This window comes from Goekera deserti, from assembly GCF_010685995.1.
In the GTDB taxonomy this organism is placed as follows: Bacteria; Actinomycetota; Actinomycetes; order Mycobacteriales; family Geodermatophilaceae; genus Goekera; species Goekera deserti.
On record NZ_JAAGWK010000025.1, the window covers coordinates 62,055 to 87,652 of the forward strand.

The 25,598-nt window shown below is 74.5% G+C and carries 22 protein-coding genes and 3 tRNA genes; 19 read left to right on the forward strand and 6 right to left on the reverse strand.

The window, feature by feature from the left end:
- The first annotated feature begins 92 nt into the window (after positions 1-92).
- Both G1H19_RS17270 and cimA read left to right on the forward strand, forming a co-directional pair.
- The gene (locus G1H19_RS17270) at positions 93-1,115 is read left to right on the forward strand and encodes a 3-isopropylmalate dehydrogenase (protein ID WP_152728244.1); all 1,023 of its coding nucleotides are present in this window, start codon (positions 93-95) and stop codon (positions 1,113-1,115) included.
- An 18-nt stretch (positions 1,116-1,133) separates the two neighbouring features.
- Positions 1,134-2,726, forward strand: a complete 1,593-nt coding sequence (cimA, locus tag G1H19_RS17275; RefSeq protein ID WP_162393501.1) for a citramalate synthase — start codon at positions 1,134-1,136, stop codon at positions 2,724-2,726.
- Positions 2,727-3,244: 518 nt separating this feature from the next.
- On the opposite strand, the gene G1H19_RS17280 is transcribed toward cimA, so the two are convergent.
- Positions 3,245-3,574: a putative quinol monooxygenase gene (locus tag G1H19_RS17280; protein WP_162393502.1), complete on the reverse strand. Its 330-nt coding sequence runs from the start codon at positions 3,572-3,574 to the stop codon at positions 3,245-3,247.
- A 115-nt stretch (positions 3,575-3,689) separates the two neighbouring features.
- Here G1H19_RS17280 and G1H19_RS17285 point away from each other — a divergent pair, with 115 nt between their 5' ends.
- The 8 genes from G1H19_RS17285 to galK all read left to right on the forward strand — a co-directional run bounded on the left by G1H19_RS17285 (position 3,690) and on the right by galK (position 10,247).
- Positions 3,690-4,502, forward strand: a complete 813-nt coding sequence (locus tag G1H19_RS17285; RefSeq protein WP_162393503.1) for a fumarylacetoacetate hydrolase family protein — start codon at positions 3,690-3,692, stop codon at positions 4,500-4,502.
- Positions 4,499-5,986: a glutamate--tRNA ligase gene (gene gltX / locus G1H19_RS17290; protein ID WP_152728242.1), complete on the forward strand. Its 1,488-nt coding sequence runs from the start codon at positions 4,499-4,501 to the stop codon at positions 5,984-5,986. The genes G1H19_RS17285 and gltX overlap by 4 nt, the downstream gene beginning before the upstream one ends.
- A gap of 254 nt (positions 5,987-6,240) precedes the next feature.
- Entirely contained in the window at positions 6,241-7,452 is a 1,212-nt protein-coding gene (locus tag G1H19_RS24145) for a CPBP family intramembrane glutamic endopeptidase (protein WP_162393504.1), read from the forward strand.
- Positions 7,453-7,539: 87 nt separating this feature from the next.
- A tRNA-Gln gene (locus G1H19_RS17300) sits at positions 7,540-7,611 on the forward strand.
- Between the two features lie 40 nt (positions 7,612-7,651).
- Positions 7,652-7,724, forward strand: a tRNA-Glu gene (locus G1H19_RS17305).
- A gap of 109 nt (positions 7,725-7,833) precedes the next feature.
- Positions 7,834-7,906, forward strand: a tRNA-Glu gene (locus G1H19_RS17310).
- A gap of 104 nt (positions 7,907-8,010) precedes the next feature.
- The gene (galT, locus tag G1H19_RS17315; protein WP_162393505.1) at positions 8,011-9,093 is read left to right on the forward strand and encodes a galactose-1-phosphate uridylyltransferase; all 1,083 of its coding nucleotides are present in this window, start codon (positions 8,011-8,013) and stop codon (positions 9,091-9,093) included.
- Complete coding sequence (gene galK / locus G1H19_RS17320) at positions 9,090-10,247, forward strand: galactokinase (RefSeq protein WP_202926012.1); 1,158 nt, start codon at positions 9,090-9,092, stop codon at positions 10,245-10,247. Before galT ends, galK begins: the two co-directional genes overlap by 4 nt.
- Before the next feature lie 171 nt (positions 10,248-10,418).
- Here the strand turns inward: galK and G1H19_RS17325 are convergent, their stop codons facing one another.
- Positions 10,419-11,102, reverse strand: coding sequence for an IclR family transcriptional regulator (locus tag G1H19_RS17325; protein WP_459562314.1), 684 nt, complete (start codon positions 11,100-11,102; stop codon positions 10,419-10,421).
- A gap of 87 nt (positions 11,103-11,189) precedes the next feature.
- On the opposite strand from G1H19_RS17325, the gene leuC reads away from it, so the two are divergent.
- Both leuC and leuD read left to right on the forward strand, forming a co-directional pair.
- Entirely contained in the window at positions 11,190-12,602 is a 1,413-nt protein-coding gene (leuC, locus tag G1H19_RS17330) for a 3-isopropylmalate dehydratase large subunit (protein ID WP_162393507.1), read from the forward strand.
- A 5-nt stretch (positions 12,603-12,607) separates the two neighbouring features.
- Positions 12,608-13,213, forward strand: coding sequence for a 3-isopropylmalate dehydratase small subunit (leuD, locus tag G1H19_RS17335; RefSeq protein ID WP_152728237.1), 606 nt, complete (start codon positions 12,608-12,610; stop codon positions 13,211-13,213).
- Between the two features lie 57 nt (positions 13,214-13,270).
- On the opposite strand, the gene G1H19_RS17340 is transcribed toward leuD, so the two are convergent.
- The gene (locus G1H19_RS17340) at positions 13,271-14,677 is read right to left on the reverse strand and encodes a sugar porter family MFS transporter (protein ID WP_152728235.1); all 1,407 of its coding nucleotides are present in this window, start codon (positions 14,675-14,677) and stop codon (positions 13,271-13,273) included.
- A gap of 256 nt (positions 14,678-14,933) precedes the next feature.
- On the opposite strand from G1H19_RS17340, the gene serA reads away from it, so the two are divergent.
- Entirely contained in the window at positions 14,934-16,133 is a 1,200-nt protein-coding gene (serA, locus tag G1H19_RS17345) for a phosphoglycerate dehydrogenase (RefSeq protein ID WP_152728233.1), read from the forward strand.
- Positions 16,134-16,223: 90 nt separating this feature from the next.
- On the opposite strand, the gene G1H19_RS17350 is transcribed toward serA, so the two are convergent.
- Genes G1H19_RS17350 through cofC form a run of 3 tightly spaced genes read right to left on the reverse strand, consistent with a single transcriptional unit; the run spans position 16,224 to position 19,931 of the window.
- A complete protein-coding gene (locus G1H19_RS17350; RefSeq protein WP_162393508.1) occupies positions 16,224-17,165 on the reverse strand; it encodes an NUDIX hydrolase in 942 nt (313 codons plus the stop codon).
- Positions 17,149-19,206 carry an RNA degradosome polyphosphate kinase gene (locus tag G1H19_RS17355; protein ID WP_174278117.1) on the reverse strand — a complete coding sequence of 686 codons (2,058 nt, stop codon included), beginning with the start codon at positions 19,204-19,206 and terminating at the stop codon, positions 17,149-17,151. The genes G1H19_RS17350 and G1H19_RS17355 overlap by 17 nt, the downstream gene beginning before the upstream one ends.
- Positions 19,207-19,262: 56 nt before the next feature.
- Positions 19,263-19,931, reverse strand: a complete 669-nt coding sequence (gene cofC / locus G1H19_RS17360) for a 2-phospho-L-lactate guanylyltransferase (RefSeq protein WP_162393510.1) — start codon at positions 19,929-19,931, stop codon at positions 19,263-19,265.
- A 233-nt stretch (positions 19,932-20,164) separates the two neighbouring features.
- Here cofC and G1H19_RS17365 point away from each other — a divergent pair, with 233 nt between their 5' ends.
- From G1H19_RS17365 to G1H19_RS17390, 6 genes are all read left to right on the forward strand, one after another.
- Positions 20,165-21,031 carry a lysophospholipid acyltransferase family protein gene (locus tag G1H19_RS17365; RefSeq protein WP_328727597.1) on the forward strand — a complete coding sequence of 289 codons (867 nt, stop codon included), beginning with the start codon at positions 20,165-20,167 and terminating at the stop codon, positions 21,029-21,031.
- The gene (locus tag G1H19_RS17370) at positions 21,028-22,023 is read left to right on the forward strand and encodes an NAD(P)H-dependent glycerol-3-phosphate dehydrogenase (protein WP_152728231.1); all 996 of its coding nucleotides are present in this window, start codon (positions 21,028-21,030) and stop codon (positions 22,021-22,023) included. The genes G1H19_RS17365 and G1H19_RS17370 overlap by 4 nt, the downstream gene beginning before the upstream one ends.
- A 22-nt stretch (positions 22,024-22,045) precedes the next feature.
- Positions 22,046-23,185, forward strand: a complete 1,140-nt coding sequence (locus G1H19_RS17375; protein WP_162393511.1) for a cystathionine gamma-lyase — start codon at positions 22,046-22,048, stop codon at positions 23,183-23,185.
- A gap of 101 nt (positions 23,186-23,286) precedes the next feature.
- Positions 23,287-23,676, forward strand: coding sequence for a GntR family transcriptional regulator (locus G1H19_RS17380; protein WP_152728229.1), 390 nt, complete (start codon positions 23,287-23,289; stop codon positions 23,674-23,676).
- 91 nt (positions 23,677-23,767) lie between these two features.
- Positions 23,768-24,910, forward strand: a complete 1,143-nt coding sequence (locus G1H19_RS17385; RefSeq protein ID WP_152728227.1) for a D-alanine--D-alanine ligase family protein — start codon at positions 23,768-23,770, stop codon at positions 24,908-24,910.
- Positions 24,907-25,578, forward strand: coding sequence for a hypothetical protein (locus G1H19_RS17390; protein WP_152728225.1), 672 nt, complete (start codon positions 24,907-24,909; stop codon positions 25,576-25,578). The genes G1H19_RS17385 and G1H19_RS17390 overlap by 4 nt, the downstream gene beginning before the upstream one ends.
- Positions 25,579-25,598 lie beyond the last annotated feature (20 nt).

Consider the following 25,598-nt stretch of genomic DNA (forward strand, 5'->3'; position numbering starts at 1 on the left):
ACCACGTGCGGGGGGCGTCCTGGTGCCCGGTGCCGGCACCGCGCGGAGTGCTGCCGGAGCTGCCCGCACGCAGGGCACTAACCTCTGCAGCCATGCGCCTGGCAGTGATCCCCGGAGACGGCATCGGCACCGAGGTGGTGGCCGAGGGCCTCAAGGTCCTGGGCGAGGTCGCCCACGACGTGGAGACGACCTCGTACGACCTGGGGGCGGCGCGCTGGCAGCGCACCGGCGAGCTCCTCCCGGACTCGGTGCTGGAGGAGCTGCGCCAGCACGACGCCATCCTGCTCGGCGCCGTCGGCGACCCGAGCGTGCCGCCGGGCATCCTCGAGCGCGGCCTGCTGCTGCGGCTGCGCTTCGAGCTCGACCACCACGTCAACCTGCGCCCGGCGAAGCTGTACGACGGCGTCCGGTCGCCGCTGGCCGAGCCCGGCGAGATCGACATGCTCTGCATCCGCGAGGGCACCGAGGGCCCGTACACCGGCAACGGCGGCGTGCTGCGCCGGGACACCCCGCACGAGGTGGCCACCGAGGTCAGCGTCAACACCGCCTTCGGCGTCGAGCGCGTGGTGCGCTACGCCTTCGAGCGGGCGCTGGCCCGGCCCCGCCGGCACCTGACGCTGGTCCACAAGACCAACGTGCTCTCCCACGCCGGGTCGCTGTGGTCGCGCACCGTGGAGGAGGTCGCCGCGGAGTTCACCGAGGTGACCGTGGCCTACCAGCACGTCGACGCCGCGTCGATGTTCTTCATCACCGACCCGTCGCGCTACGACGTGATCGTCACCGACAACCTCTTCGGCGACATCATCACCGACGTCGCGGCGGCGGTCACCGGGGGCATCGGCCTGGCCGCCAGCGGCAACCTGGACGTGTCCGGCACCAACCCGAGCATGTTCGAGCCGGTGCACGGCTCGGCACCGGACATCGCCGGGCAGGGCAAGGCCGACCCCACCGCGACCGTGCTGTCGGTCGGGCTGCTGCTGGAGCACCTGGGTCTGGGCGACCAGGCCCGCAAGGTCAACGCCGCCGTCGCCTTCGACCTCTCGACCCGTGACCCGCTGGCCCCGATGCGCACCTCCGAGGTCGGCGACCGGCTCGCCGCCCTGGCCAGCGGCTGAGGCCCGGGGGAGTGCTCCGTGAGTCCTGAGTTCCACGTCTTCGACACCACCCTGCGCGACGGCGCCCAGCGCGAGGGCGTGAGCTACTCCGTGGCCGACAAGCTCGCCGTCGCGCGGCTGCTGGACGAGGTCGGGGTCGGGTTCATCGAGGGCGGCTGGCCCGGCGCGCTGCCCAAGGACACCGAGTTCTTCGCCCGCGCCCGCACCGAGCTGCAGCTGCGGCACGCCCAGCTGGTGGCGTTCGGTGCCACCCGCAAGGCCGGCGTCCGGGTCGAGGACGACGTCCAGGTGCAGGCACTGCTCGACGCCGGGACGCCGGTGGTGTGCCTGGTCGCCAAGAGCGACGTGCGGCACGTGCGCGACGCGCTGCGCACCACGCCGGAGGAGAACCTGGCGATGGTGACCGACACCGTCGCCCACCTGGTCGCCCAGGGCCGCCGGGTGTTCGTCGACTGCGAGCACTTCTTCGACGGGTACGCCGCCGACGCCGACCACCCGATCGCGGTGCTGCAGGCGGCGTTCGCGGCGGGCGCGGAGGTCGGCGTCCTGTGCGACACCAACGGCGGCATGCTGCCGATGGGGGTGGGCCGGGTCGTCGCGGAGGTCCGCGGGCGGGTCGAGGGGCGCCTGGGCATCCACTGTCAGGACGACACCGGCTGCGCTGTGGCCAACACCCTGGCCGCTGTCGAGGCCGGCGTCACCCACGTGCAGGGCACGGCGAACGGCTACGGGGAGCGCGCCGGCAATGCCGACACGTTCGCCGTGATCGCCAACCTGGTCACCAAGATGGGCCTGCCCGTGGTGCCGGCGGAGTGCCTCACCGAGCTCAAGCGGGTCAGCCACGCCATCGCCGAGCTGGCCAACATCGCCCCGGACGACCACCAGCCCTACGTCGGTGCGTCCGCCTTCGCGCACAAGGCGGGCCTGCACGCCAGCGCGATCAAGGTGTCCCCGGCGCTGTACAACCACCTGGAGCCGGAGGTGGTGGGCAACGACATGCGCATCCTGGTCACCGAGATGGCCGGCCGGGCGTCGGTCGAGCTGAAGGGCCGGGAGCTCGGCGTCGACCTGACCGGGCAGTCCGACGCCGTGAGCCGGGTCGTCGACCAGGTCAAGGTGCTGGAGGCCGACGGGTGGTCCTTCGAGGCCGCCGACGCCTCCTTCGAGCTGCTGCTGCGCGGGCAGCTGCCCGACGCACCGGCGCCGCTGTTCGAGCTGGAGAGCTGGCGGACGTCGGTCGAGCACTGGGGCAACGGGGTCGTGGTCAGCGAGGCCACCGTCAAGGTGCACCTGCCCAACCCGGACGGCACCAGCGAGCGGGTCATCTGCACCGCCGAGGGCAACGGCCCGGTCAACGCCCTGGACTCGGCGCTGCGCCAGGCCCTGGTCAGCCGCCACCCGGAGCTGGCCGACGTGTCGCTGGCCGACTACAAGGTGCGCATCCTGGGCTGGAAGGGCGGCACCAGCGCCACCACCCGGGTGCTGGTCGACTCCACCGACGGCGCGGGGGAGTGGACCACCGTCGGGGTGCACGACAACATCGTCGAGGCCTCCTGGCACGCCCTGGTCGACGCCCTCACCTACGCCGTCCGCGTCCGCGGCGGGAGCTGACCTCCCGCGACGCACCAGTGGCCGGGCCCTCGCCGTCCGAGCGCCTGGAGCAGTGACCCGGACTCGGCCGTTCGAGTGCCGGGAGCGGCCGCCGGAGGGCCACTGCTGCGTCGCGAGCGGCGCGCTCGCACACGCCGACCGGGGTCGGGCCGGGGCGCGCTCCGCACGCCGTCCGGGTACGCGGTCAGCAGTGACCCGGAGTGGGCCGTCTCGGCGCTGGGAACGGCCGCGGGAGGGCCACTGCCTGGCAGCTGCGCGGCGACGCGCTGCGCCTCGCCGTCCGGGTGGGGGCGGAGCTAACCCCGCCCGCCCTCGGTTCCCACGGCCAGCAGTGGCCCGCGGTCGGCCATCCCGACGCCGGGAACGGCCCGGAGCGGGCCACTGCCGCGCAGTGGACGGTGCCGCGCGGGGGTGGCGCCGGGTCCGGGTGGCGCCGGGTCCGGGTGGGGCCGGGTCCGGGTGGGGCCGGGTCCCGTGGCGGTCGGCGTCGGGCCCGGTGAGGCGCCAGGCGCCCGGCGTCAGCCGCGCGGCTGCACTTCGCCCATCGGGCCGAAACCGGCCACGTCCGGGGCGTCGACGTAGATGATCTGCGGCTGCTCGGCGACGTGGTCGGACATCCAGTCGAAGGCCGCCTTCGCGTGCGGGGTCGCCACGTGCGAGGCGCCGGCGTCGGAGTCGCGGAAGCCCTCGATGCAGACGAACGTGTTCTCGTCCTCCACGCTGCGCGACCACTCGAAGAACAGGCTGCCCTCCTCGGCGTCCACCGCGCGGGCGTACTCGTCGGCGTGCACGCGGAACTGGTCGATGCGGTCGGGCCGGACCGGGAACTTGATGACGATCAGGATCACGGGGCTCTCCTCGTCGAGCGGCAGCGCGGGCAGGGTCTCCTCCCCGCCATGATCCTGCCCAGGACGCCGCGACCGCGCTCGGCGGGGCACCCCGGCAGGTCAGTAACCTCGGCGCGTGCGCATCGTCCGTTTCGCCTCCTCGTCCGGCATGTCCTTCGGCGTCCTCGACGGCGACGGGCAGGTGGCCCAGATCGAGGGGCACCCGTTCGGCCAGATCGTCTTCACCGGGCAGCGGTACGCCCAGGCCGACGTCCGGCTCCTGTCCCCGATCCTGCCCAGCAAGGTCGTCTGCGTCGGCAAGAACTACGCCGAGCACGTCAAGGAGATGGGCACCGGGGACGCCCCGGGCGCGCCGCTGATGTTCCTCAAGCCGTCGACGTCGGTGATCGGGCCCGGCGACGCGATCCGCATCCCCACCGGCAGCACCAACGTGCACCACGAGGTCGAGCTCGCCGCCGTCATCGGCGCGCGCGGAGCCCGCAACGTGACCCCCGAGCAGGCGCTGTCCACCGTGTTCGGCTGGACGATCGGCAACGACGTCACCGACCGGGACATGCAGAAGTCCGACGGCCAGTGGACCCGGGCCAAGGGCTTCGACTCGTTCTGCCCGCTGGGCCCGTGGATCGAGACCGACCTGGCCGCGCTGGGCAAGGACCCGGCCGACCTGGAGATCACCTGCACCGTCGACGGCGAGCCCCGCCAGGCCAGCCGCACCAGCCAGCTGCTGTTCGGCCTGTCGACGCTGATCTCCTACATGTCCGGGGTGATGACGCTGCTGCCCGGCGACGTGGTGCTCACCGGCACCCCGGCCGGGGTCGGGCCGATCGCGCCCGGCCAGCGGGTCGAGTGCACCATCGAGGGCCTGGGCACGCTGTCCAACCCGGTCACCGGCGCCGACGGCGTCTCCACGGCCGGCGCCGCGCGATGACCGACCCGACCGGGACCGTCCGCACCCGCTTCTGCCCCTCGCCCACGGGCACGGTGCACGTCGGCGTCATGCGCGCCGCGCTCTACAACTGGGCGTACGCCCGGCACACCGGCGGCACGTTCGTGCTGCGCATCGAGGACACCGACGCCGCCCGCAACACCGCCGAGTCCGAGCGGCACCTGCTGGACTGCCTGCGATGGACGGGCCTGGACTGGGACGAGGGCCCCGAGGTCGGCGGACCGCACGGCCCCTACCGGCAGTCCGAGCGCAGCGACGTGTACCGCGAGGTCGTCGCGAAGCTGCTTTCGGCCGGTCACGCCTACGAGTCGTTCTCCACCCCCGAGGAGGTCACCGCCCGCCGGGTGGCCGCCGGACAGGACGCCAAGCTCGGCTACGACGGCGCCGACCGGTTCACCACCGACGCCGCGAAGGCCGCGTTCCGGGCCGAGGGCCGGGAGCCGGTGATCCGGCTGCAGATGCCCGAGGCGGACCTGTCCTGGGTGGACCACGTGCGCGGCGAGGTGCGCTTCGCCGCCGGCGCGGTGCCCGACTTCGTGCTGGTACGCGGCAACGGCTCGCCCCTCTACACGCTGGTCAACCCGGTCGACGACGCCCTGATGGGCATCACCGACGTGCTGCGCGGTGAGGACCTGCTGCCCTCGACGCCGCGTCAGCTCGCCCTGTACGCCGCGCTCACCGACGTCGGCGTGGCCACCGCGACGCCGCGCTTCGGTCACCTGCCGCTGGTCATGGGGGAGGGCAACAAGAAGCTGTCCAAGCGGGACCCGCAGTCGGACTTCGACGTCTACCGCGAGCGCGGTTTCCTGCCCGAGGGCCTGGTCAACTACCTGGCGCTGCTCGGCTGGTCGATCGCCGACGACCGGGACGTGTTCTCCCCCGAGGAGCTCGCCGCTGCCTTCGACGTGGACAGTGTCAGCGCCAACCCGGCGCGCTTCGACCTGAAGAAGGCCGAGGCGATCAACGCCACGCACCTGCGGGCACTGCCGGTCGCGGACTTCGTCGCCCGGGTCACCCCTTTCCTCACCGCCGCGGGCCTGGTCACCGACCCGCCGACCGTGGAGCAGCAGCGGGTGCTCGAGGCGATCGCCCCGCTGGCCCAGGAGCGCATGATCGTGCTGTCGGAGGCTGTCGGGCTGCTCGCGTTCCTGTTCGTCGACGAGGTCGAGATCGACCCGGCCGCGGCCGAGAAGCAGCTGTCCGGCCCGGAGTCCGCCGAGGTGCTGGACGCCGCCACCGACGCGCTCACCGCCCTGGACGAGTGGACCACCCCGGCGCTGGAGGCCGCCCTCAAGCAGGCGCTGGTCGAGGAGCTGGGCCGCAAGCCACGGCAGGCGTTCGGCCCGGTGCGGGTGGCGGTCAGCGGGCGCACGGTGTCCCCGCCGCTGTACGAGTCGATGGAGCTGCTCGGCCGGGAGCGCACGCTGGCCCGGCTGGCTGCCGCTCGGGCACGCACGGGCACATGAGCGTCCCGGTCGGCCCGCCGTACCCGGGCGCCGGTCGGCCCGGCCCGGGGCGGCCGGCCGGCGGCGGGGGCACCCCCGGCCCGCCACCGGGCGGCTGGTACGGCCCGCCGGCCGGCCCCGCGCACCCGGGCTCCGCGCACCTCGGACCTGCGCACCTCGGACCCGCGCACCTCGGACCCGCGCACCTCGGACCCGCGCACCCGGGGCTCCCACCGTCCGGGCCCGGGTACGCCGGGCCGCCGCCGTCCGAGCTCGTGTACACCGGGCCCCCGCCGACGGCCCGCTACGGCGCCCCGCCGTTCGTGCCCCGGTTCGCGGTGCCCCGGGGTGTCGTCCCCTGGCCCCCGCCGCCGGGCGGCCGGCCGACCACCCCGCCGGGTGCGCCCCCGCACGACACCCCGGTGCCCTACCTGCTGGCCATGCGTGCCCGCGACTGGGCCTGGTGGCGGCCGCTGCTCGGCCTGCTGCTGTTCACCGTGCTGTACGTCGTGGCGGTGGTCGTCGTCCTGGTGGTCGTGGGCTTCACCGGGGTGGTGCCCCAGCTGCAGCTGCTGGACCTGCTGCAACCCGCCGTCCTGCTGCTCACCAACGCCACGCTCATCGTCGCCATCCCGATCGTCTGGGCATGCTGGGCGGTCGCCCACGGACTGCGGATCGGCTGGTCGTCCTCGGTTCTCGGCCGGCTGCGCTGGCGGCTGGTCCGGCCGTGGACGCTGCGCGCGCTGGCCACGGTCGCCGTCGCCGCTCTGGTCGTCGTGCTGTTCGACGTGCTGGTCAACGGCTCGGGGGCCGGCCCGGACAGCTCGTTCGTGTGGCTGGCGCTGGTCGTGGTCACCACCACCCCGCTGCAGGCCGCTGCCGAGGAGTACGTGTTCCGCGGATACCTGAGCCAGACCGTCGCCGCCTGGGTGCGGCACGAGCGCGCCGGTGCCGTGCTGGCCGCGGTGCTCACCGCCGCCCTGTTCTCCGCCGCCCACGCGCCGCCGGACGTCGCGTCGTTCGTGCTGCGCTTCGGCTTCGGGCTCGCCGCCTCGTGGGTGGTGTGGCGCACCGGCGGGCTGGAGGCCGCGATCGTCATGCACGCGGTCTACAACATGACGCTGTTCCTGGCCGGCGGGTTGATCGGCACGGTGGCCCAGACGTCCTCCGACCCGGGCTCGGCGCTGGTGGGCACCTGGCTGTCCGCGGTGGTGCTGCTGCTCGGCATGGCCGGCTTCGTCCACTGGGTCGACCGCTCCCGGGCCCGCCTCGCCCCGGAGCTGCTCAGCCCGGCCCTCGACCTGCGCGCCGGGTCCCGGTCGCCCGGCGCCCGGCGCGGACCCTGGACGCCGGCCCCGGTCCCGCCCGCGTGGGGTGCACCCCCGTGGGGGGCGCCGGGCCGGTACGGGCCGGGAGCGCCGCGTGGGTACGGCGGCCCGGCACCGACCACCTGGGCGGCGCCGCCGTCGACCACCGGGCCCGGCTGACCCCCGACGCGCGCACCGCCCCCCGGTGGGACCGGGGGCAGGCGTCGGGTACAGTCTTCCCCGGCGCGGGAACGCGTCGCACGGCCTTGGGGTATGGGGTAATTGGCAGCCCGACGGTTTCTGGTTCCGTTAGTCTAGGTTCGAGTCCTGGTACCCCAGCGAGGAAGCGTCATCTCCTCAGCAGCACCACAGCAGCACTGGCCCCGTCGTCTAGCGGCCCAGGACGCCGCCCTCTCACGGCGGTAGCGAGGGTTCGAATCCCTTCGGGGCTACACCATTAGGGCCCCCGATCCCCACCGGATCGGGGGCCCTGGCCCGTGGGCCCGCTGCGCGGGTGCCCGGGCCCGTGGCAGGATGGGCCGGCACGACCAGCACGGTCCTGGCCCCGTCGTCTAGCGGCCCAGGACGCCGCCCTCTCACGGCGGTAGCGAGGGTTCGAATCCCTTCGGGGCTACACATCAGGAGCCCCCGACCCACCCGGGTCGGGGGCTCCTGCCGTGCACGGCTGATCGCCCGCCGCTGATCGCCCGCCGGTTGGGCGGCACTAGCCTGCAGGGTGTGATCAGCACCGCCCGCCACCTCGCCGACGGCCGCGAGATCCTCTACTTCGACAGCGAGCCCACCGCGCGCGACGCCGTCGACACCCGGGACCTGCCCCCGGTGAGCACCCGCTCGCAGGTGCGCTGGGATGCGTTGCTGGGGGAGTGGGTGGTCATGGCCGCCCACCGGCAGACCCGCACCTTCCTGCCCACCACCGACCAGTGCCCGCTGTGCCCGTCCTCGCCCGGTCGCGCCACCGAGGTGCCCGAGGCCGAGTACCAGGTCGTGGTCTTCGAGAACCGCTTCCCGTCGCTGGCCACCGGCGTCGAGCTGGACGTGCCGGCGACCGCGCCCGGCGCGCCGCTGACCGCCGTGCGGCCGGGGCTGGGCCGGTGCGAGGTGGTGTGCTTCACCAGCGACCACCACCGCAGCTTCGCCGACCTGGGGCCCGAGCGCGCCCGGCTGGTCCTCGACGCGTGGGCGCACCGCACCGAGGCGCTGTCGGCGCTGGCCGGCGTGGAGTGCGTCTTCGTGTTCGAGAACCACGGCGAGGAGATCGGGGTGACCCTCTCCCACCCGCACGGGCAGGTGTACGGCTACCCGTTCCTCACCCCCCGCCTGGAGAAGGTGCTGGACCGGGTCCGCCGGCACGCCGCCGACGGCGGCGACCTGTTCGCCGAGGTGCTGGCCGCCGAGCAGGCCGGCCCGCGCGTGGTCACCGCCAACGAGCACTGGACGGCGTTCGTACCCGCCGCGGCGCGCTGGCCGTACGAGCTGCAGCTGTTCCCGCACCGCCGGGTGCCCGACATCGCCGCGCTCACCGACGCCGAGCGGGACGCCTTCGTCGAGGTGTACCTCGACGTGCTCGGCCGCTTCGCGCACCGGTTCGAGGAGCCGATGAACTACATCGCCAGCTGGAACCAGGCGCCGGTGCACCAGGGGCGGGACGAGTGGTGGCTGCACCTGCAGCTGTTCTCCTTCCGCCGCGCCCCGGGCAAGCTGAAGTACCTGGCCGGGTCGGAGTCGGGCATGGGCACCTTCATCAACGACACCGACCCCGAGGACGTCGCCCGGCAGCTGCGGGCGGTGCAGCTGCCGTGACGCTGCCGGAGGAGACCCTCGCCGCCCGCGCCGCCGACGACTTCGCCGCGGTCTTCGGCGGTCCGCCGCAGGGGGTGTGGGCCGCCCCGGGGCGGGTCAACGTGATCGGCGAGCACACCGACTACAACGGCGGCTTCGTGCTGCCGACCGCCCTGCCGCACACCACCCGCGCGGCGCTGGCGCTGCGCACCGACGGCCTGCTCCGGATCGCCTCGGTGCAGCAGCCCGGCGACGTCGTCGAGGTGCCGGTGGCCGGTCTTCGGCCCGGACACCCCGGCGGCTGGGCCGGTTACGTGGGCGGGGTCGTGCACGAGTTGCCGGCGGCGGTGGCCGGCGGCCTGAGCGTGCTCGTGGACGGCGACGTGCCGGCCGGGGCCGGGCTGTCGTCGTCGGCGGCGCTGGAGTGCGCCGTGGCACTCGGGCTGCGCGACCTCCTCGGCCTCGACCTGGACACCGTCGAGCTGGTCGACGTCGCCCGCCGGGCGGAGAACGACTTCGTCGGCGCACCGACCGGGCTGATGGACCAGTCGGCGTCGCTGCTGTGCACCGCCGGGCACGCGCTCTTCCTGGACACCCGGTCCCGCGAGGCGCGGCAGGTGCCGCTGGACCTCGCCTCCGCCGGGCTGGAGCTGCTCGTGCTGGACACCGGCACCCGGCACGCGCACGCCGACGGCGGCTACGGCGAGCGGCGCCGGCAGTGCGAGGAGGCCACCGCCGCCCTGGGCGTGGCCGCGCTGCGCGACGTGCCCGACGTGGCGGCCCTCGACGCGCTGGCCGACGACGTGCTGCGGCGGCGGGCGCGGCACATCGTGACCGAGGACGCCCGCGTGCTCGAGGTGGTGCGGCTCCTCGACGGCGGGGGCGACCCGCGGGGCATCGGTCCGCTGCTCACCGCCGGGCACGCCTCGTTGCGCGACGACTTCGAGATCTCCACCCCCGAGCTCGACGTCTGTGTCGCGGCCGCGCTGGGGGCCGGCGCGCACGGGGCCCGGATGTTCGGCGGTGGCTTCGGTGGCAGCGCGGTGGCGCTGGTCGACGTCGCCGACGCCGACCGGGTCGTCCGGGCCGTCACCGAGCGCTTCGACCGCGAGGGGTACACCGCCCCCGCCATCGTGACCGCCGTGCCCTCGGCCGGGGCCCGACGCCTGCGCTGACCCGGCCCCGGCGTCCGGGGAGCACCTGACCGGCTCCCGGGAGGCCCCGAGGTGCGCACGGGAAGCGCGCGAACGGTGTCCGCGGAAAGCGCGCGAACCGTGTGCCCACGGAGAGGGCGTGACGTGTGCCTGGCAGGGCGCGACGTGAGGTCGGGCGCCGGTGTTCCTCGGTCAGCGGGCGGCGCGGGAGATGGCGGCGGCCGCCTCGAGCACGGCGGTGACCACCTCCGGCGCGGGCCGGCGGCCCAGCCGCTCGACCGGGCCGGAGATGGACACCGCCCCCAGCACGCCGCCGCCCGGCTCGCGCACCGGGGCCGACAGCGAGGCCACGCCGGCCTCGCGCTCGGCGATGCTGTGCGCCCAGCCGCGCCGCCGGACGTCGATCAGCGTGCGCGCGGTGAAGGTGGCCGCCGGCAGCAGCGGGGTCACCTCCTCGGCGGGGGCGAAGGCGAGCAGGGCGTGCGCGGCGGAGCCCGCGGTCATCGGCAGCCGGGCGCCCACCGGCACGGTGTCGCGCAGCCCGCTGCTGCGCTCGGCGGCGGCCAGGCAGACCCGGGTGGTGCCCTCCCGGACGTAGAACTGGGCGCTCTCCCCGGTCACGTCGCGCAGGATGGCCAGGTGCCGGCCGGCCACGTCGGCCAGGTCCGTGCCGGCCCGGCCGAGCTCGCCCAGGGCCGGTCCCGGGCTCCAGGCGCCGGCCGCGGTGCGACGCACCAGCCGGTGCCCCTCCAGCGCCACGGCCAGCCGGTGCGCGGTCGCCCGCGGCAGGCCGGTGCGCTCGACGAGCTCGGCGAGGGTGGCTGGTTCGTCGGCCACCGCGCGCAGGATGGCCACTGCTTTGTCCAGCACCGCCACCGGGTTAGTCTGTCCCACACAGCAATACTCTCATCCCACTGTCTGAGACGGCAGTCCAGGATGGGACGAGGACCCTGGAGGGACCACGTGCCGAAGACCCTGGCCGAGAAGGTCTACGACGCCCACGTCGTGCGCAGCACCGAGGGTGAGCCCGACCTGCTCTACATCGACCTGCACCTGGTGCACGAGGTGACCAGCCCGCAGGCCTTCGACGGCCTCCGCGCGGCCGGGCGCACCGTGCGCCGTCCCGACCTGACGATGACCACCGAGGACCACAACGTCCCGACGCTGGACATCCTGAAGCCCATCGCGGACCCGATCTCCCGCGCCCAGGTCGACGCTCTGCGCCGCAACACGGCCGAGTTCGGGCTGCGCACCGCGCCGATGGGCGACCGCGACCAGGGCATCGTGCACGTGATCGGCCCGCAGCTGGGCCTGACCCAGCCCGGCATGACGATCGTCTGCGGCGACAGCCACACCTCCACGCACGGCGCGTTCGGCGCGCTGGCCTTCGGCATCGGCACCAGCGAGGTCGAGCACGTGCTGGCCACCCAGACGCTGCCGCAGTACCGGGCGAAGCAGATGTCGGTCACCGTCGACGGCGAGCTGCCGCCCGGGGTGAGCGCCAAGGACGTCATCCTCGCCGTCATCGCCGAGATCGGCACCGGCGGCGGGCAGGGGCACGTCATCGAGTACCGCGGCAGCGCGATCCGGGCGCTGTCGATGGAGGCCCGGATGACCATCTGCAACATGTCGATCGAGGCCGGCGCCAAGGCAGGGCTCATCGCCCCCGACCAGACCACGTTCGACTACCTGGCCGGGCGCCCGCACGCGCCGCAGGGCGCCGACTGGGACGCCGCTGTGGCCTACTGGTCGACGCTGACCACCGACGAGGACGCCGTCTTCGACCGCGAGGTGGTGCTGGACGCGGCCTCGCTGGCGCCATTCGTCACCTGGGGCACCAACCCCGGGCAGGGCCTGCCGCTGAGCGCCAGCGTGCCGGACCCGGCGCAGATCGCCGACGAGGGCGACCGGCGCGCGGCCGAGCAGGCACTGGCCTACATGGGCCTGACCGCGGGCACGCCACTGTCGGAGATCGCCGTGGACACCGTGTTCGTCGGCTCCTGCACCAACGGCCGGATCGAGGACCTGCGGGTCGTCGCCGAGGCCGTGCGCGGGCGCAAGGTGGCCGACTCCACCCGGTTGCTCGTCGTCCCGGGTTCGGTGCAGGTCAAGGCTCAGGCCGAGGCGGAGGGGCTGGACCGGGTGTTCACCGACGCCGGCGCCGAGTGGCGTGGTGCCGGGTGCTCGATGTGCCTGGGCATGAACCCCGACCAGCTGAAGCCGGGCGAGCGCTCGGCGTCCACCAGCAACCGCAACTTCCAGGGCCGGCAGGGCAAGGGCGGGCGCACCCACCTGGTGTCCCCGGCCGTGGCCGCGGCCACCGCACTGACCGGCAAGCTCACCGCTCCCGCCGCCCTCGAGAAGACCGGGGTCTGACCGCCATGGACGCCTTCACCACGCACACCGGCACCGCGGTGCCGCTGCGCCGCACCAACGTCGACACCGACCAGATCATCCCGGCCGAGTACCTCAAGCGGATCACCCGCACCGGCTTCGAGGACGGGCTGTTCGTCGCCTGGCGCACCAACGAGCCCGACTTCGTGCTCAACCTGCCGCAGTTCGCCGGCGCCTCGATCCTGGTCGCCGGGCCCGACTTCGGCACCGGCTCCTCCCGGGAGCACGCCGTCTGGGCGCTGATGGACGGCGGCTTCCGCGTGGTCATCAGCTCGCGGTTCGCCGACATCTTCCGCAACAACTCGACCAAGGCCGGGCTGCTCACCGTGCTGCTGCCGCAGGAGGAGGTGGAGGCGCTCTGGAAGGCGATCGAGGAGGACCCGTCGCTGGCGGTGACCGTCGACCTGGAGAACAACTCGGTGCGCTACGCGGCGACGACGGTCCCGTTCAGCATCGACGCCTACACCCGCTGGCGGCTGCTGGAGGGCCTGGACGACGTCGGCCTGACCGAGCGGCACCTGGGCGACATCGAGGCCTTCGAGGCGGCCCGGCCGAGCTGGCTGCCACGCACCCTGCCCGCCCCGGCGCGCTGACACCGGCGGCGTGACACCGCGGGGTCCCGGCCGCCCGGCCGGGACCCCGCGGGGCGGCTACTCCATGTCCTCCAGCTGGCGGCCCTTGGTCTCCTTCACGAACTTCAGCACGAAGAAGAACGAGACGAACGCGAACGCGGTGTAGATGCCGTACGCCAGGGCCAGGCCGACGTCGGCCAGGCTCGGGAACGACTGCGAGATGACGAAGTTGCTGACCCACTGGGCGGCGGCCGCCAGGCCCAGCGCCGCGGCCCGGATCCGGTTGCTGAACATCTCGCCCAGCAGCACCCAGACCACCGGGCCCCACGAGGCGCCGAAGAACACCACGAACAGGTTGGCCGCGATCAGCGCCACCATGCCGGCCGTGTCACCCAGCACGGGCTCGCCGCCCTGCACCGGCGCGGTGCCGAAGACGACGGCGAGGGTGCCCAGGCTGAGGAACATGCCGGCCGAGCCGATCAGCAGCAGCACCCGCCGGCCGACCTTGTCCACGAAGGCGATGGCGACCAGGGTGACCACGATGTTGGTCACCGAGGTGATCACGGTGATGGTGAGCGAGTCGGCCTCGCTGAAGCCGACCTGCTGCCACAGCGCCGAGCTGTAGTAGAAGATCACGTTGATGCCCACAGCCTGCTGGAAGACCGACAGCAGGATGCCGACCCAGACGATCGGCTGCAGCCCGAGCAGGCTGCCACGCAGGTCGGCGAAGCTGGACCTGGTCCGCTCGTCGGCGTCCACGGTGCGCTGGATCTCCGCGATCCGGGCGTCCACGCCGGAGGTCAGCACCTCGCCCATGACCCGGCGGGCGTCGTCCGGGTGGCCCTGGGCCACCAGGTAGCGCGGCGACTCCGGGATGGTCAGCGCCAGCACGCCGTAGGCCAGGCCGGGCACGGCCAGGCTGAGGAACATCCAGCGCCACGCGTCCAGGCCCAGCGCCAGCTCCTCCCCGGCACCGCCGGCGGTCCGGGCGAGGACGGTGTCCACCAGCAGGGCGACGAAGATGCCGGTCACGATCGCCAGCTGCTGCAGCGAGCCGAGCCTGCCGCGGATCGACGCGGGGGAGATCTCGGCGATGTAGGCGGGTGCGATGACCGAGGCCGCGCCCACCCCGACGCCGCCGACGATGCGCCAGAACGTGAGGTCCAGCGGGCTGAAGGCGAGCCCGGAGCCGAGCGCGCTGACCACGAAGAGCACGGCGGCTGCCACCATCACCTTGATCCGGCCGTACCGGTCGGCCAGCTTGCCGGCGGCCCAGGCGCCGAACGCGGCACCCAGCAGGGCCGAGGCGACGACGAAACCGGTGAGCGTCTTGCCCATCTCGAAGTCGGCCTCGAGGGCGACGACGGCACCGTTGATCACCGCGGTGTCGTAGCCGAACAGGAAGCCACCCAGCGCGGCGACCGCGGCCAGGTGGATGGCGCGGACGGTGTTGTACTGCTCCTGGACCCTGGTGGTGTCGGTCATGTCCTGTCCTCGGTCCGGTGACGGCGGTGTCCCTGCGGTCACCTGACCACAGCGCCCCTGCCTCGGCATCTCGAGGCCCCGGCGCACGGGCCGACCGGTGCCCCGGGCAGTCGACGGCGCGAGTGCGACGCGGGGCTGCACCGCCGGGGATGCGACGATCACCCCGGTCGCCGTCGACGCCGCGGCGCCGCCCGGCCGCGCCGCACCCCGGCGCCGCCGACCCGCTGCGCGACGTCCCCGAGGAGATCGGCACACCATGCCCAAGGCCCTGCTGCTGGAGAACATCGACCCGGTGGCGACCGACCTGCTCGGCGCGGCCGGCTACGAGGTCGAACGACTGAGGGAGGCCCTGGGCGAGGACGACCTGGTCGCCGCGCTGGACGGCGTGGACCTGCTGGGCATCCGGTCCCAGACCCAGGTCACCGCCGACGTGCTGCGGCGCTGCCCCGGGCTGACCGCGGTCGGCGCGTTCTGCATCGGCACCAACCAGGTCGACCTCGCCGCGGCGGCGGCCGCAGGCGTCGCGGTGTTCAACGCGCCGTACTCGAACACCCGTAGCGTCGTCGAGCTGGCGCTGGCGGAGATCATCTGCCTGGCCCGCCGGCTCGTCGACCGGGACCGCTCGCTGCACGCCGGCACCTGGGACAAGTCCGCCGCCGGCAGCCACGAGGTGCGCGGCCGCACGATCGGCATCGTCGGCTACGGCAACATCGGCAGCCAGCTCTCGGTGCTCGCCGAGGCGCTGGGCATGCGGGTGCTGTTCTACGACCTGGAGCAGAAGCTCGCCCTGGGCAACGCCGAGGCCTGCGCCAGCCTGGAGGAGCTGCTGGAGCGGGCGGAGACGGTGACCCTGCACGTCGACGGCCGGGCCGGGAACGCCGGGATGTTCGGCGCGGAGCAGTTCGCCATGATGCGGCCGCGCAGCCTGTTCCTCAACCTGTCGCGCGGCTTCGTCGTCGACCACGAGGCGCTGCGGGAGCACGTGCTGTCCGGGCACATCGCCGGTGCGGCGATCGACGTGTTCCCCGACGAGCCCCGCGAGCAGGGCGACCCCTTCGACTCGGTCCTGCGCGGGCTGCCCAACGTCGTGCTCACCCCGCACGTCGGCGGCTCGACCCAGGAAGCGCAGCACGACATCGGCCGGTTCGTGGCCGGCAAGCTCCTGGAGTACCGCACCGCCGGGACGACGACGCTCAGCGTCAACCTGCCGACCGCGGCGCTGTACGGGTCGTCGGCCACCCGGTTCGCCGTGCTGCACCGCAACGTGCCCGGCGTGCTGGCCCGGGTCACCGCGCTGGTCGGCGGGCACGGGCTGAACGTCGACGGCCAGGTGCTGGCCACCCGGGGCGAGCTCGGCTACGTGCTGGCCGACGTCAGCGCGCCCCTCCCGCCGGACCTGCTGACCGCCCTGCAGGAGATGCCGGAGACCGTGCGGGTCACCACCTACGGCCCCTGACCCGCCTTCACCCGCCCGACGCGATCGACATCTCCAGCCCGCCAAGATGGCCATCTTGGCGGCCTGGGGGTGTCGATCCTGGAGGGTGGGTCAGGTGTCGGCGGGATCGGGGGCGACGTCGCGGTAGTAGTCGGCCAGCAGCCCACCGCGCCGGCCGGCCAGGGCCCAGACGCTGGCCTTGGCCGACGGCGGCCAGAGCGCGCCGGCCGTCCCCTGCCAGCGCACCCCGAGCGCGAGCAGGGCCGAGGGGATCGCGCCGCCCTGGCTGCAGACCACGGTGACCCCCGCGCCCTCCTGGTCCGCCGGTCCGGTCATCAGGTGCTCGATCAGCTGCAGGCCGGCCTGCGGGTCGGTGGAGAACTGCTCCTCACCCATCTCCGCGGCGTCGCCCAGCGGCAGCCCGAGACGCTCGGCCAGCGGGGTGACCGTCTGCCGGCAGCGGGTGGGCTGGGCGGTGCGCACGTCGGTCACCCCGAACAGCGGCAGGACGTCGGCCAGCCGGGCGGCCTGCCGGCGGCCGGTGGAGTCCAGCGGGCGCAGCCGGTCGGGGCCGTCGAAGTCGGCGCTGTCACCGGCGCTGGCGTGCCGCACCAGCAGCAGCCGGGGTGCCCGCGGGTGGTCCTCCCGGCCCAGGTCGGCCAGCACCGCCCGGTCGTGGTCGTGGGTGCAGAGCTCGGCGGCCTCCGGCAGCGGCGCCCAGCGCAGCTCGTCCACCTCGTCGTTGACCACGAAGTCGCCGCCCACGACCTGCATGAGCCAGTAGTCGACCCTCTTGGGCCCGTGCCGGTGCTCGTAGCGGGTCTGCACGCTGCGCCGTCCGACCACGACCTGCAGGCCGGTCTCCTCGCCCACCTCGCGGACGGCGGCCAGCAGCGGGTGCTCGCCGGGTTCGAGCTTGCCCTTGGGCAGCGACCAGTCGTCGTACTTGGGGCGGTGCACGACCGCGGTCTCCAGGACGCCGTCCGGCCGGTGGCGCCACAGGGCACCCCCGGCCGCGCGGTCGGGCCGGGGCGGCTCAGCCAGCGATCTCACCCGACCCGTCCAGCAGCATGCCCTGGTAGTCCTGCTCGCCGGTGCGGGTCCAGTGCGCGTCCGGGCCCAGCTGCCAGCTGCGCACGTCGGGCGCCATGGCCGCGTCGAACATCCGTTGCAGCTGGCGGCGGGCCGGCTCGTCGTTGACCCGCAGCAGCACCTCCACGCGGCGGTCGAGGTTGCGGTGCATCAGGTCGGCGCTGCCCAGCCACCACTCGGACTCGCCGGCGTTGACGAACTGGATGACCCGGGAGTGCTCCAGGAAGCGCCCGACGATCGAGCGCACCCGGATGTTCTCGCTCACCCCGGGCATGCCCGGGCGCAGCGAGCAGATGCCGCGGATGAGCAGCTCCACCGGCACACCGGCACCCGAGGCGGCGTACAGCGCGTCGATCAGCTCCTCGTCGACCAGGGAGTTGACCTTGATCCGGATGCCGCTGGCCTTGCCCTCGGCGGCGTTGCGGGCCTCGCGGCGGATCTTCTCCAGCAACCCGGCGCGCACGCTGTGCGGGGCCACCAGCAGCGAGCGGTAGGTGGTCTGCCGCGAGTAGCCGGTGAGGGTGTTGAACAGGTCGGTGAGGTCGGCACCCACCCGCGGGTCGGCGGTGAGGACGCCGAGGTCCTCGTAGAGCCGGGCGGTCTTGGGGTTGTAGTTGCCGGTGCCGATGTGGCAGTAGCGGCGCAGCACGCCGTTCTCCCGCCGCACCACCAGCGCGGTCTTGCAGTGGGTCTTCAGGCCCACCAGCCCGTAGACGACGTGCACCCCGGCGCGCTCCAGCGAGCGGGCCCAGCTGATGTTGGCCGCCTCGTCGAAGCGGGCCTTGATCTCCACCAGCGCCACGACCTGCTTGCCGGCCTCGGCCGCCTCGATCAGCGCCTGCACGATGGGGGAGTCGCCCGAGGTGCGGTACAGCGTCTGCTTGATCGCCAGCACGTGCGGGTCGGCGGCGGCCTGCTCGATGAAGCTCTGCACGCTGGTCGCGAACGAGTGGTAGGGGTGGTGCAGCAGCACGTCGCCCTCGCGCAGGGTGGCGAACACGCTCTTCGGGGTCTCGCCGTCGGTCAGCCGCGGGTGCGTGGCCGGCACGTACGGCTCGTCCTTGAGCTCGGGGCGGTCCAGGTCGTAGAAGGCCATCAGCGAGGCCAGGTCCAGCAGGCCGGGCACGTGGACGACGTCGCCGGGCTGCACCTCCAGCTCGTGCACCAGGACGTCGAGGATCCCCGGGTCCATCGACTCGGTGACCTCCAGCCGCACCGCCGGGCCGAACCGGCGGCGGGCCAGCTCGCGCTCCAGGCTCTGCAGCAGGTTCTCGTCGCGGTCCTCCTCCACCTCGACGTCGGCGTTGCGCGTGACCCGGAACAGGTGGTGGTCCAGCACGTCGAGGCCGGGGAACAGCTGGGTGAGGTGCGCGGCGATGAGGTCCTCCAGCGGGAGGAAGGTGGTCTGCTGCGCCGCCGGCAGCACCGGGATGAACCGCGGCACGTTGTTCGGCACCTTGATCCGGGCGAACCGCGGCGCGCCGGTCTCCGGGTCGCGCACCGAGACGGCGAGGTTGAGCGAGAGGCCGCTGATGTAGGGGAACGGGTGCGCCGGGTCGACCGCCAGCGGGGTCAGCACCGGGAAGACCTGGTCACGGAAGTACTCCCGCAGCCGCCGGGACTCCGCGTCGTCCAGCTCGCTCCAGTGCACGATCCGGATGCCGTGCTCCTCCAGCCGCGGCACGACGTCCTTGTCGAAGACGTTGCCGTGCCGGTGCACCAGGTCCTGGGTGCGCTGGGTGATCCGGGTCAGCTGCTCGCGGATGCTGAGCCCGTCGGGGGAGCGCACGGTGAGCCCGGTGCTCTGCCTCCGCTTCAGCCCGGCGATGCGGACCATGTAGAACTCGTCGAGGTTGCTGGCGAAGATGGCCAGGAACTTCACCCGCTCCAGCAGCGGGAGCGTGTCGTCCTCGGCGAGCTCCAACACCCGGGCGTTGAAGTCGAGCCAGGACAGCTCGCGGTTGATGAAGCGGTCGGCGGGCAGCGTCGTCTCACTCGGCACCGGATCATCGTGCCCCACCCGGGTGAACGGCGGGAGTCGGCGCTCCCTGGCCCCGGTCAGTCGGCGCAGGTCACCGGTGCAGCCGTCGCGCCGGCCCGGGCCAGCCACGCGGTCGTGTGCGCGCCCAGCCCCAGCCGGCGGGCGGCCGCCAGGTCGGCCTCGGTGTCCACGTCGAGAGCCAGCCCCGGCCAGGCCCCGCCGAGCCGCACCGCGCCGGACGCCTCGTGGGCCGCCGCCGAGCCCCGGCCGAAGCGCGGTTCCAGCGTCACGCCGCGCGCCGTCAGCAGCGTCGTCCCGCTGCCGTCGTGGTCGGCCACGAACGCCCGCCGGTGACCGGCGGCCGCGGTGAGCGCGGCGGTGAGCTCGGCCGGCCGCAGCGCGGCCACGTCGGAGTTCAGCGTGGCGACCGCCGTCGCCCCGCCCCGCCGCGCCGTGGCCGCCGCGTGGGCCAGCGCCGCGTTGAGGCCGCCGTCCGGCTCGTCCGGCACGGTGCGGGCGCCCAGCCGCACGGCCAGCGCACCGGCCGCCGGGTCGTCGGTGACCACCAGCACCCCGCCCACGCACCCGACGTCCACGCACGCGACGGCAGCGGTGAGGGTGTCGGCGAGCAGGGCCAGCACCAGGTCGCGGTGCGCGGACGCGTCCCCGGCCGCACTGGCCGGGGCCAGCCGTGTCTTGGCGCCGTCCAGCCGCTTCGCCGGCACCACCACGGTCCACTGCTGCACGGCACCATGGCAGCACACCGCTGCCGCGCGGGCGCCGCGGCCGTGACCGTGACCCCGGCCACGGGGGCGGCGTGTGCGTCGCGGTCCGGACGGTGCACGATCAGGGGCGTCGTGAGCCGTCCCGGCCCACCGCACGCCGTCGCGCTGCACGGCGTGCGGCGAGCCGGGCGTCCCACGACCAGGCGGTCCGATCCCGCTGCGGACCACGAGAGGCGGAGGTGCCGGTGCCCACGGTGAGGCGTGCGCCCACGAGCGGGCGGCTGCCCGCGGTCCGACGACGCTGCGCGGCGGGCCCCGGCGGTCGTCCGCCCCGGCGCGTCACCCGCCGCCCGCTAAACAACGCCCTGCGCTTCGTCGTGGCCGTGGTGTACCCGGCGTCCTCGCTGATGTTCCGGCAGCACCACCGGCACACCGAGCGCATCCCGCCCACCGGCGGCGTGCTGCTGGTGGCCAACCACGTGTCGGTGCTCGACCCGCTGGCCTGCGCCCGGATGGTCTGGGACAGCGGCCGCGTCCCGCACTTCCTGGCCAAGGACGCGGTGTTCCGCAGCTGGTACGGCGTGGTCCTGCGGGCAGCCGGCCAGATCCCGGTGTCCCGCGGCTCCTCCGACGCAGGCTCCTCGGTGGACCAGGCCCGGCAGACCCTCGCCGACGGCAAGCTGGTGGTCATCTACCCGGAGGGCTCCGTCACCCGGGACCCGGACTGGTGGCCCATGCAGGCACGCACCGGGGTGGCCCGGCTGGCACTGACCACCGACGCCGTCGTCCTGCCGGTGGCGCAGTGGGGCCCGCAGCTGCTGCACGACTACCACGCCCGGCGGCTGCACCTGCGGCCCCGGACGCCGACCGAGCACCTGGTCGGCGAGCCGGTCGACCTGTCCGGGCTGCGCGCCGAGGTGCGTGCCGGCCGGCCGCTGAGCGGCCCGCTGCTGCGCGAGGTCACCGACCTGCTGATGGGCCGGGTCCGCGACCAGCTCGCCGAGATCCGCCAGGAGGAGCCCCCCGCGGGCTTCCACCCCCGAGCCGTCCGACCCGTCCCACCCGCCGACGAGCTGCCCGCCCCGGGCACCGGTGGGCAACCTCCGGAGGAGCGCGCATGACCCGTACCGCCGTCCTGGGCGCCGGCTCCTGGGGCACCACGTTCGCCAAGGTGCTCGCCGACGCCGGCTGCGACGTGCACCTGTTCGCCCGCCGTCCCGAGCTCGCCAAGGCGATCACCGAGGACGGCGAGAACCGCGACTACCTGCCCGGCGTGCGGCTGCCGGACGCCGTGCGGGCCACCGCGGACGCCGCCGAGGCGCTGCTGGGCGTGGACGTCGTGGTGCTCGCCGTGCCCTCGCAGTCGCTGCGGCACAACCTCACCGAGTGGCGGGCGCTGCTGCCCGGCGACGCCACGCTGCTGTCGCTGATGAAGGGCATCGAGCTGGGCACCACCAAGCGGATGAGCGAGGTGGTCTGCGAGGTCACCGGCGCCGGCAGCGACCGGGTGGCCGCGCTGAGCGGGCCCAACCTGGCCCGGGAGATCGCCGCCGAGCAGCCGGCCGCCACCGTCATCGCGTGCACCGACGCCGACCGCGCGGCCGCCCTCCAGGCGGCGTGCCACACCGGCTACTTCCGGCCGTACACCAACCCCGACCTGATCGGGTGCGAGCTCGGCGGCGCGGTGAAGAACGTCATCGCGCTGGCCTGTGGCATCGCCGCCGGACTGGGCTTCGGGGACAACACCCGGGCGTCGCTGATCACCCGAGGGCTGGCCGAGACCGCGCGGCTGGGTGCCGCGCTCGGCGCGGAACCGGCCACGTTCGCCGGGCTGGCGGGGCTGGGTGACCTGGTGGCCACGTGCTCCTCGCCGCTGTCCCGCAACCGCACGTTCGGGGAGAAGCTGGGCCAGGGCCTGTCGGTCGAGCAGGTGCAGCGCAGCACCCGGCAGACCGCCGAGGGCGTGAAGTCGTGTCGGTCGGTGCTGGACCTGGCGCGGGCGCACGGCGTCGACGTGCCGATCACCGAGGCCGTCGTGCGGGTGTGCCACGAGGGAGAGTCCGCGGCGCGGATGGTTCGCGAGATCATGAGCCGAGAGGCGAAGCCGGAGTAGTGGACACGGAGAGGGAGCAGGAGTGAGCGAGCAGCTCCCCACCGGGGACGGCACCCGCCTGGTGCGGGCCGGGGACGAGCCGGTGGTGCCCGGCACCCCGCTGCGCCCCAGCCCGGTGTTCGCCGCGCCCTACCACCTGGGCGACCTGCCGCCGCGGGCGAACGGCGCGGACTCCTACGCCCGGCCCGAGCACCCCACCCTGCGGGTGTTCGAGCGGGCGGTGGGCGAGCTGGACGGCGGGCTGTGCCTGTCCTTCGCCACCGGGATGGCGGCGATCAGCTCGGCGGTGCTGGCCGTGACCCGCGCCGGGGACCAGGTGGTGGTCCCCTCCGACGGCTACTACACCAGCCGGGTGCTGGCCCGCGAGGAGCTGGAGCGCTTCGGCCTGCAGGTGCGCTTCGTGCCCACGCTGGAGATCGAGGACGTCGCCGCCCGCGGTGACCTCGCCGGCGTGGCCCTGGTGCTGCTGGAGACCCCGAGCAACCCGCAGCTGGACGTCTGCGACATCGCCGCCGTCGCCCGGGCCACCCGCGCCGCCGGCGCGCTGCTCGCGGTGGACAACACCACGGCGACGCCGATCGGGCAGCAGCCGCTGGCGCTCGGGGCGGACATGACGATGGGCGCGGACACCAAGGCGCTCACCGGGCACAGCGACCTGATGCTCGGCCACGTCAGCGTCACCGACGAGGCACTGCACGCCCGGCTGCGCGGCTGGCGCGACCACACCGGCAACGCCCCCGGCGCGTTCGAGGCGTGGCTGGGGCACCGGTCCATGGGCACCCTCGACCTGCGGCTGGCCCGGCAGGCCACCAACGCGGCCGCGGTGTCCGAGCTGCTGGCCGCGCACCCGGCGGTCACCGGCGTCCGCTGGCCCGGGCGGCCGCAGGACCCCTCCCACGCCCTGGCCAGCCGGCAGATGCGCCGGCAGAACGGCGTGGTCTCCGCCGAGCTCGCCGACGCCGAGGCCGTGCGCACCCTGGTGGCCACCTGCCGGCTGGTGGACGCCGCGACCAGCTTCGGCGGCATCCACACCACCGTCGACCGCCGGGCCCAGTGGGGCGGGGACGCCGTCGCCGAGGGCTTCGTGCGGTTCTCCTGCGGCATCGAGGACACCGCCGACCTGGTCGCCGACCTCACCTGCGGCCTGGACGCCCTGGTCTGAGTGGAGTCGCCGGCAACGCCGCAACGGGGCTTGCCCGGACGCCGGTGCGGGTGCACCGTGTCGGCGCGGACGGCTGCGGGGACGTCGAGAGGGAGCAGGTCATGACGGGGACCGTTGGTCTGGGCGTCGTCGTCGACATCGGGGTGGCCACGCCGCCGTACGAGCAGATCCGCACCCAGGTCGCCGCGCTCGTGCACTCCGGCGCCCTCGCCGACGGGGACCGGCTGCCCACGGTGCGCGCGCTGGCCGCCGACCTGGGCGTCGCGGCCGGCACCGTGGCGCGCGCGTACACCGAGCTCGAGGTCGACGGCCTGGTGCAGGGGCGCGGCCGGCTGGGCACCGTCGTGACCAGCACCCAGGGCGACCCGGCCCTGGCCCGCCTGCAGGTGACGGCCCACCGCCTGGTCGACGCCGCCCGCACCGACGGCCTGGACGACGACGCGGTCCGGACCGCGGTGGAGACGGCGCTGCTGGGCCGCCCCCCGTCCTGACCGGACCGCCGCCCCGGGCCACCGGCCCCGGGCGGTTCCGGTGCGGCCCGTCGCCCGGGGCGGCGGGCGCTCTCCACTAGGGTCACCGGCGATGAGCGGGAACGCGAGCAAGCTCCGGATCGCCGTCGTCTTCGGCGGTCGCAGCGCCGAGCACGCGGTGTCCTGCGTGTCCGCCGGCAGCGTGATCGCCGCGCTGGACCCCGACCGCTACGAGGTGGTGCCCGTCGGCATCACCCGGGAGGGCCGGTGGGTGCTCTCCGACGCCGGCCCCGCGGAGCTGGCCATCGTGGCGGGCCGGCTGCCCGAGGTGTCCGGCGGCACCGCGGTGTCCCTGGTGGGCGACCCGGCCGGTCGCGGGCTGGCCGTGCTGGAACCGGGGGTCGGCATCGGGCGGGCGCTCACCGCCGTCGACATCGTGTTCCCGGTGCTGCACGGCGCGTACGGCGAGGACGGCACCATCCAGGGCCTGCTGGAGATGGCCGGGCTGCCCTACGTCGGGTCCGGCGTGTTCGCCAGCGCCGCGTCGATGGACAAGGAGTTCACCAAGAAGCTGCTGGCCGCCTCCGGCATCCCGCAGGGCGACCACGTGGTGCTCCGGGACGCCGCCGGCGCCCTGACCAGCGACCCCGCGGCCCTCGACCAGGCCACCCGCGACCGGCTCGGGCTGCCCGTCTTCGTCAAGCCCTCGCGCGCCGGCTCCAGCATCGGCATCACCAAGGTCACCGACTGGGACGGGTTCCCCGACGCCGTCGCCACCGCCGCCGCCGTCGACCCCAAGGTGCTCGTCGAGGCCGCCGTGCCGGGCCGGGAGATCGAGTGCGGCGTGCTGGCCGGGGTCGGCGGCGCGCCTCCCGAGGTCAGCCTGCCCGCCGAGATCCGGCTGCGGCCGGGCACCGACTGGTACGACTTCAGCGTCAAGTACGTCGACGGCGCGGTCGACGTCGACGTGCCCGCGGACCTCACGCCCGAGCAGGTCGCCCGGATCCAGGACGTCTCCCGGCGTGCCTACCTGGCCCTGGACTGCAGCGGCCTGGCCCGCGTCGACTTCTTCCTGAGCACCGACCCCGCCACCGGGGAGGAGCGGGTGCTGGTCAACGAGGTCAACACGATGCCGGGCTTCACGCCCACCTCGATGTTCCCGCAGATGTGGGCCGCCTCCGGCCTGAGCTACCCCGACCTCGTCGACCGGCTGGTCACCGGCGCGGTGGACGGCGGCCCCCGGTCGCACGGGTGAGCCGGTGCCGGCCCGCGGCAGCAGTGCTGCTGCTGGTCGCGCTCGCCGGCTGCGGTGGCGCGGACCCCGGCAGGTCCACCGCCGGCCCGGCCACCACCGACCGGGGGTCCACGGCCCCCGCGTCCGCGCCGCCGGTGCCGGGCTCGGCCGACGAGCTGGGTGCGTTGCTGCTCTCCGACGTCCCGTCGGGCCTGCCGCGGGTGCCCGACGAGGACCTGGACCCGCCGGCCGGACCCAAGACCGTCGACGACGTCGCCGGGTACGCCGACGACGCCGAGCACGAGCGGTCGGTGCTGGAGGGGTACGGGTACCGGTGGGGCTGGGAGCGGTTCTGGCAGGCCGACGGCGCGCAGACGACCGTGTTCCTCGACCAGTTCACCGGGGCGCCCGGTGCCCGGGCCTACGCCGAGGACCTGGCCCGCAACGACGCCGGCTACTACTCCGGCGAGCTGCGCGACGACGACCCGCGCGCGCCCGAGGGCTGCCGGGTGCTGGTCGTCGACCGGCGGGCCGCCGAGGCCCGCGGCATGGGTGGCCCGGCGGTGCTCGGCTGGTGTGCCCGCGGCCACGTCAGCGTTGCGGTGTCGGCGGTGGCAGCCACGCCGGCGGCCGCCGCGGCGGAGATGTACGCCGCGCTGGAGGCCCAGCTGGCCCGTCTGCCCGGCTGAGCGGCCGGTCCGGCACCGGC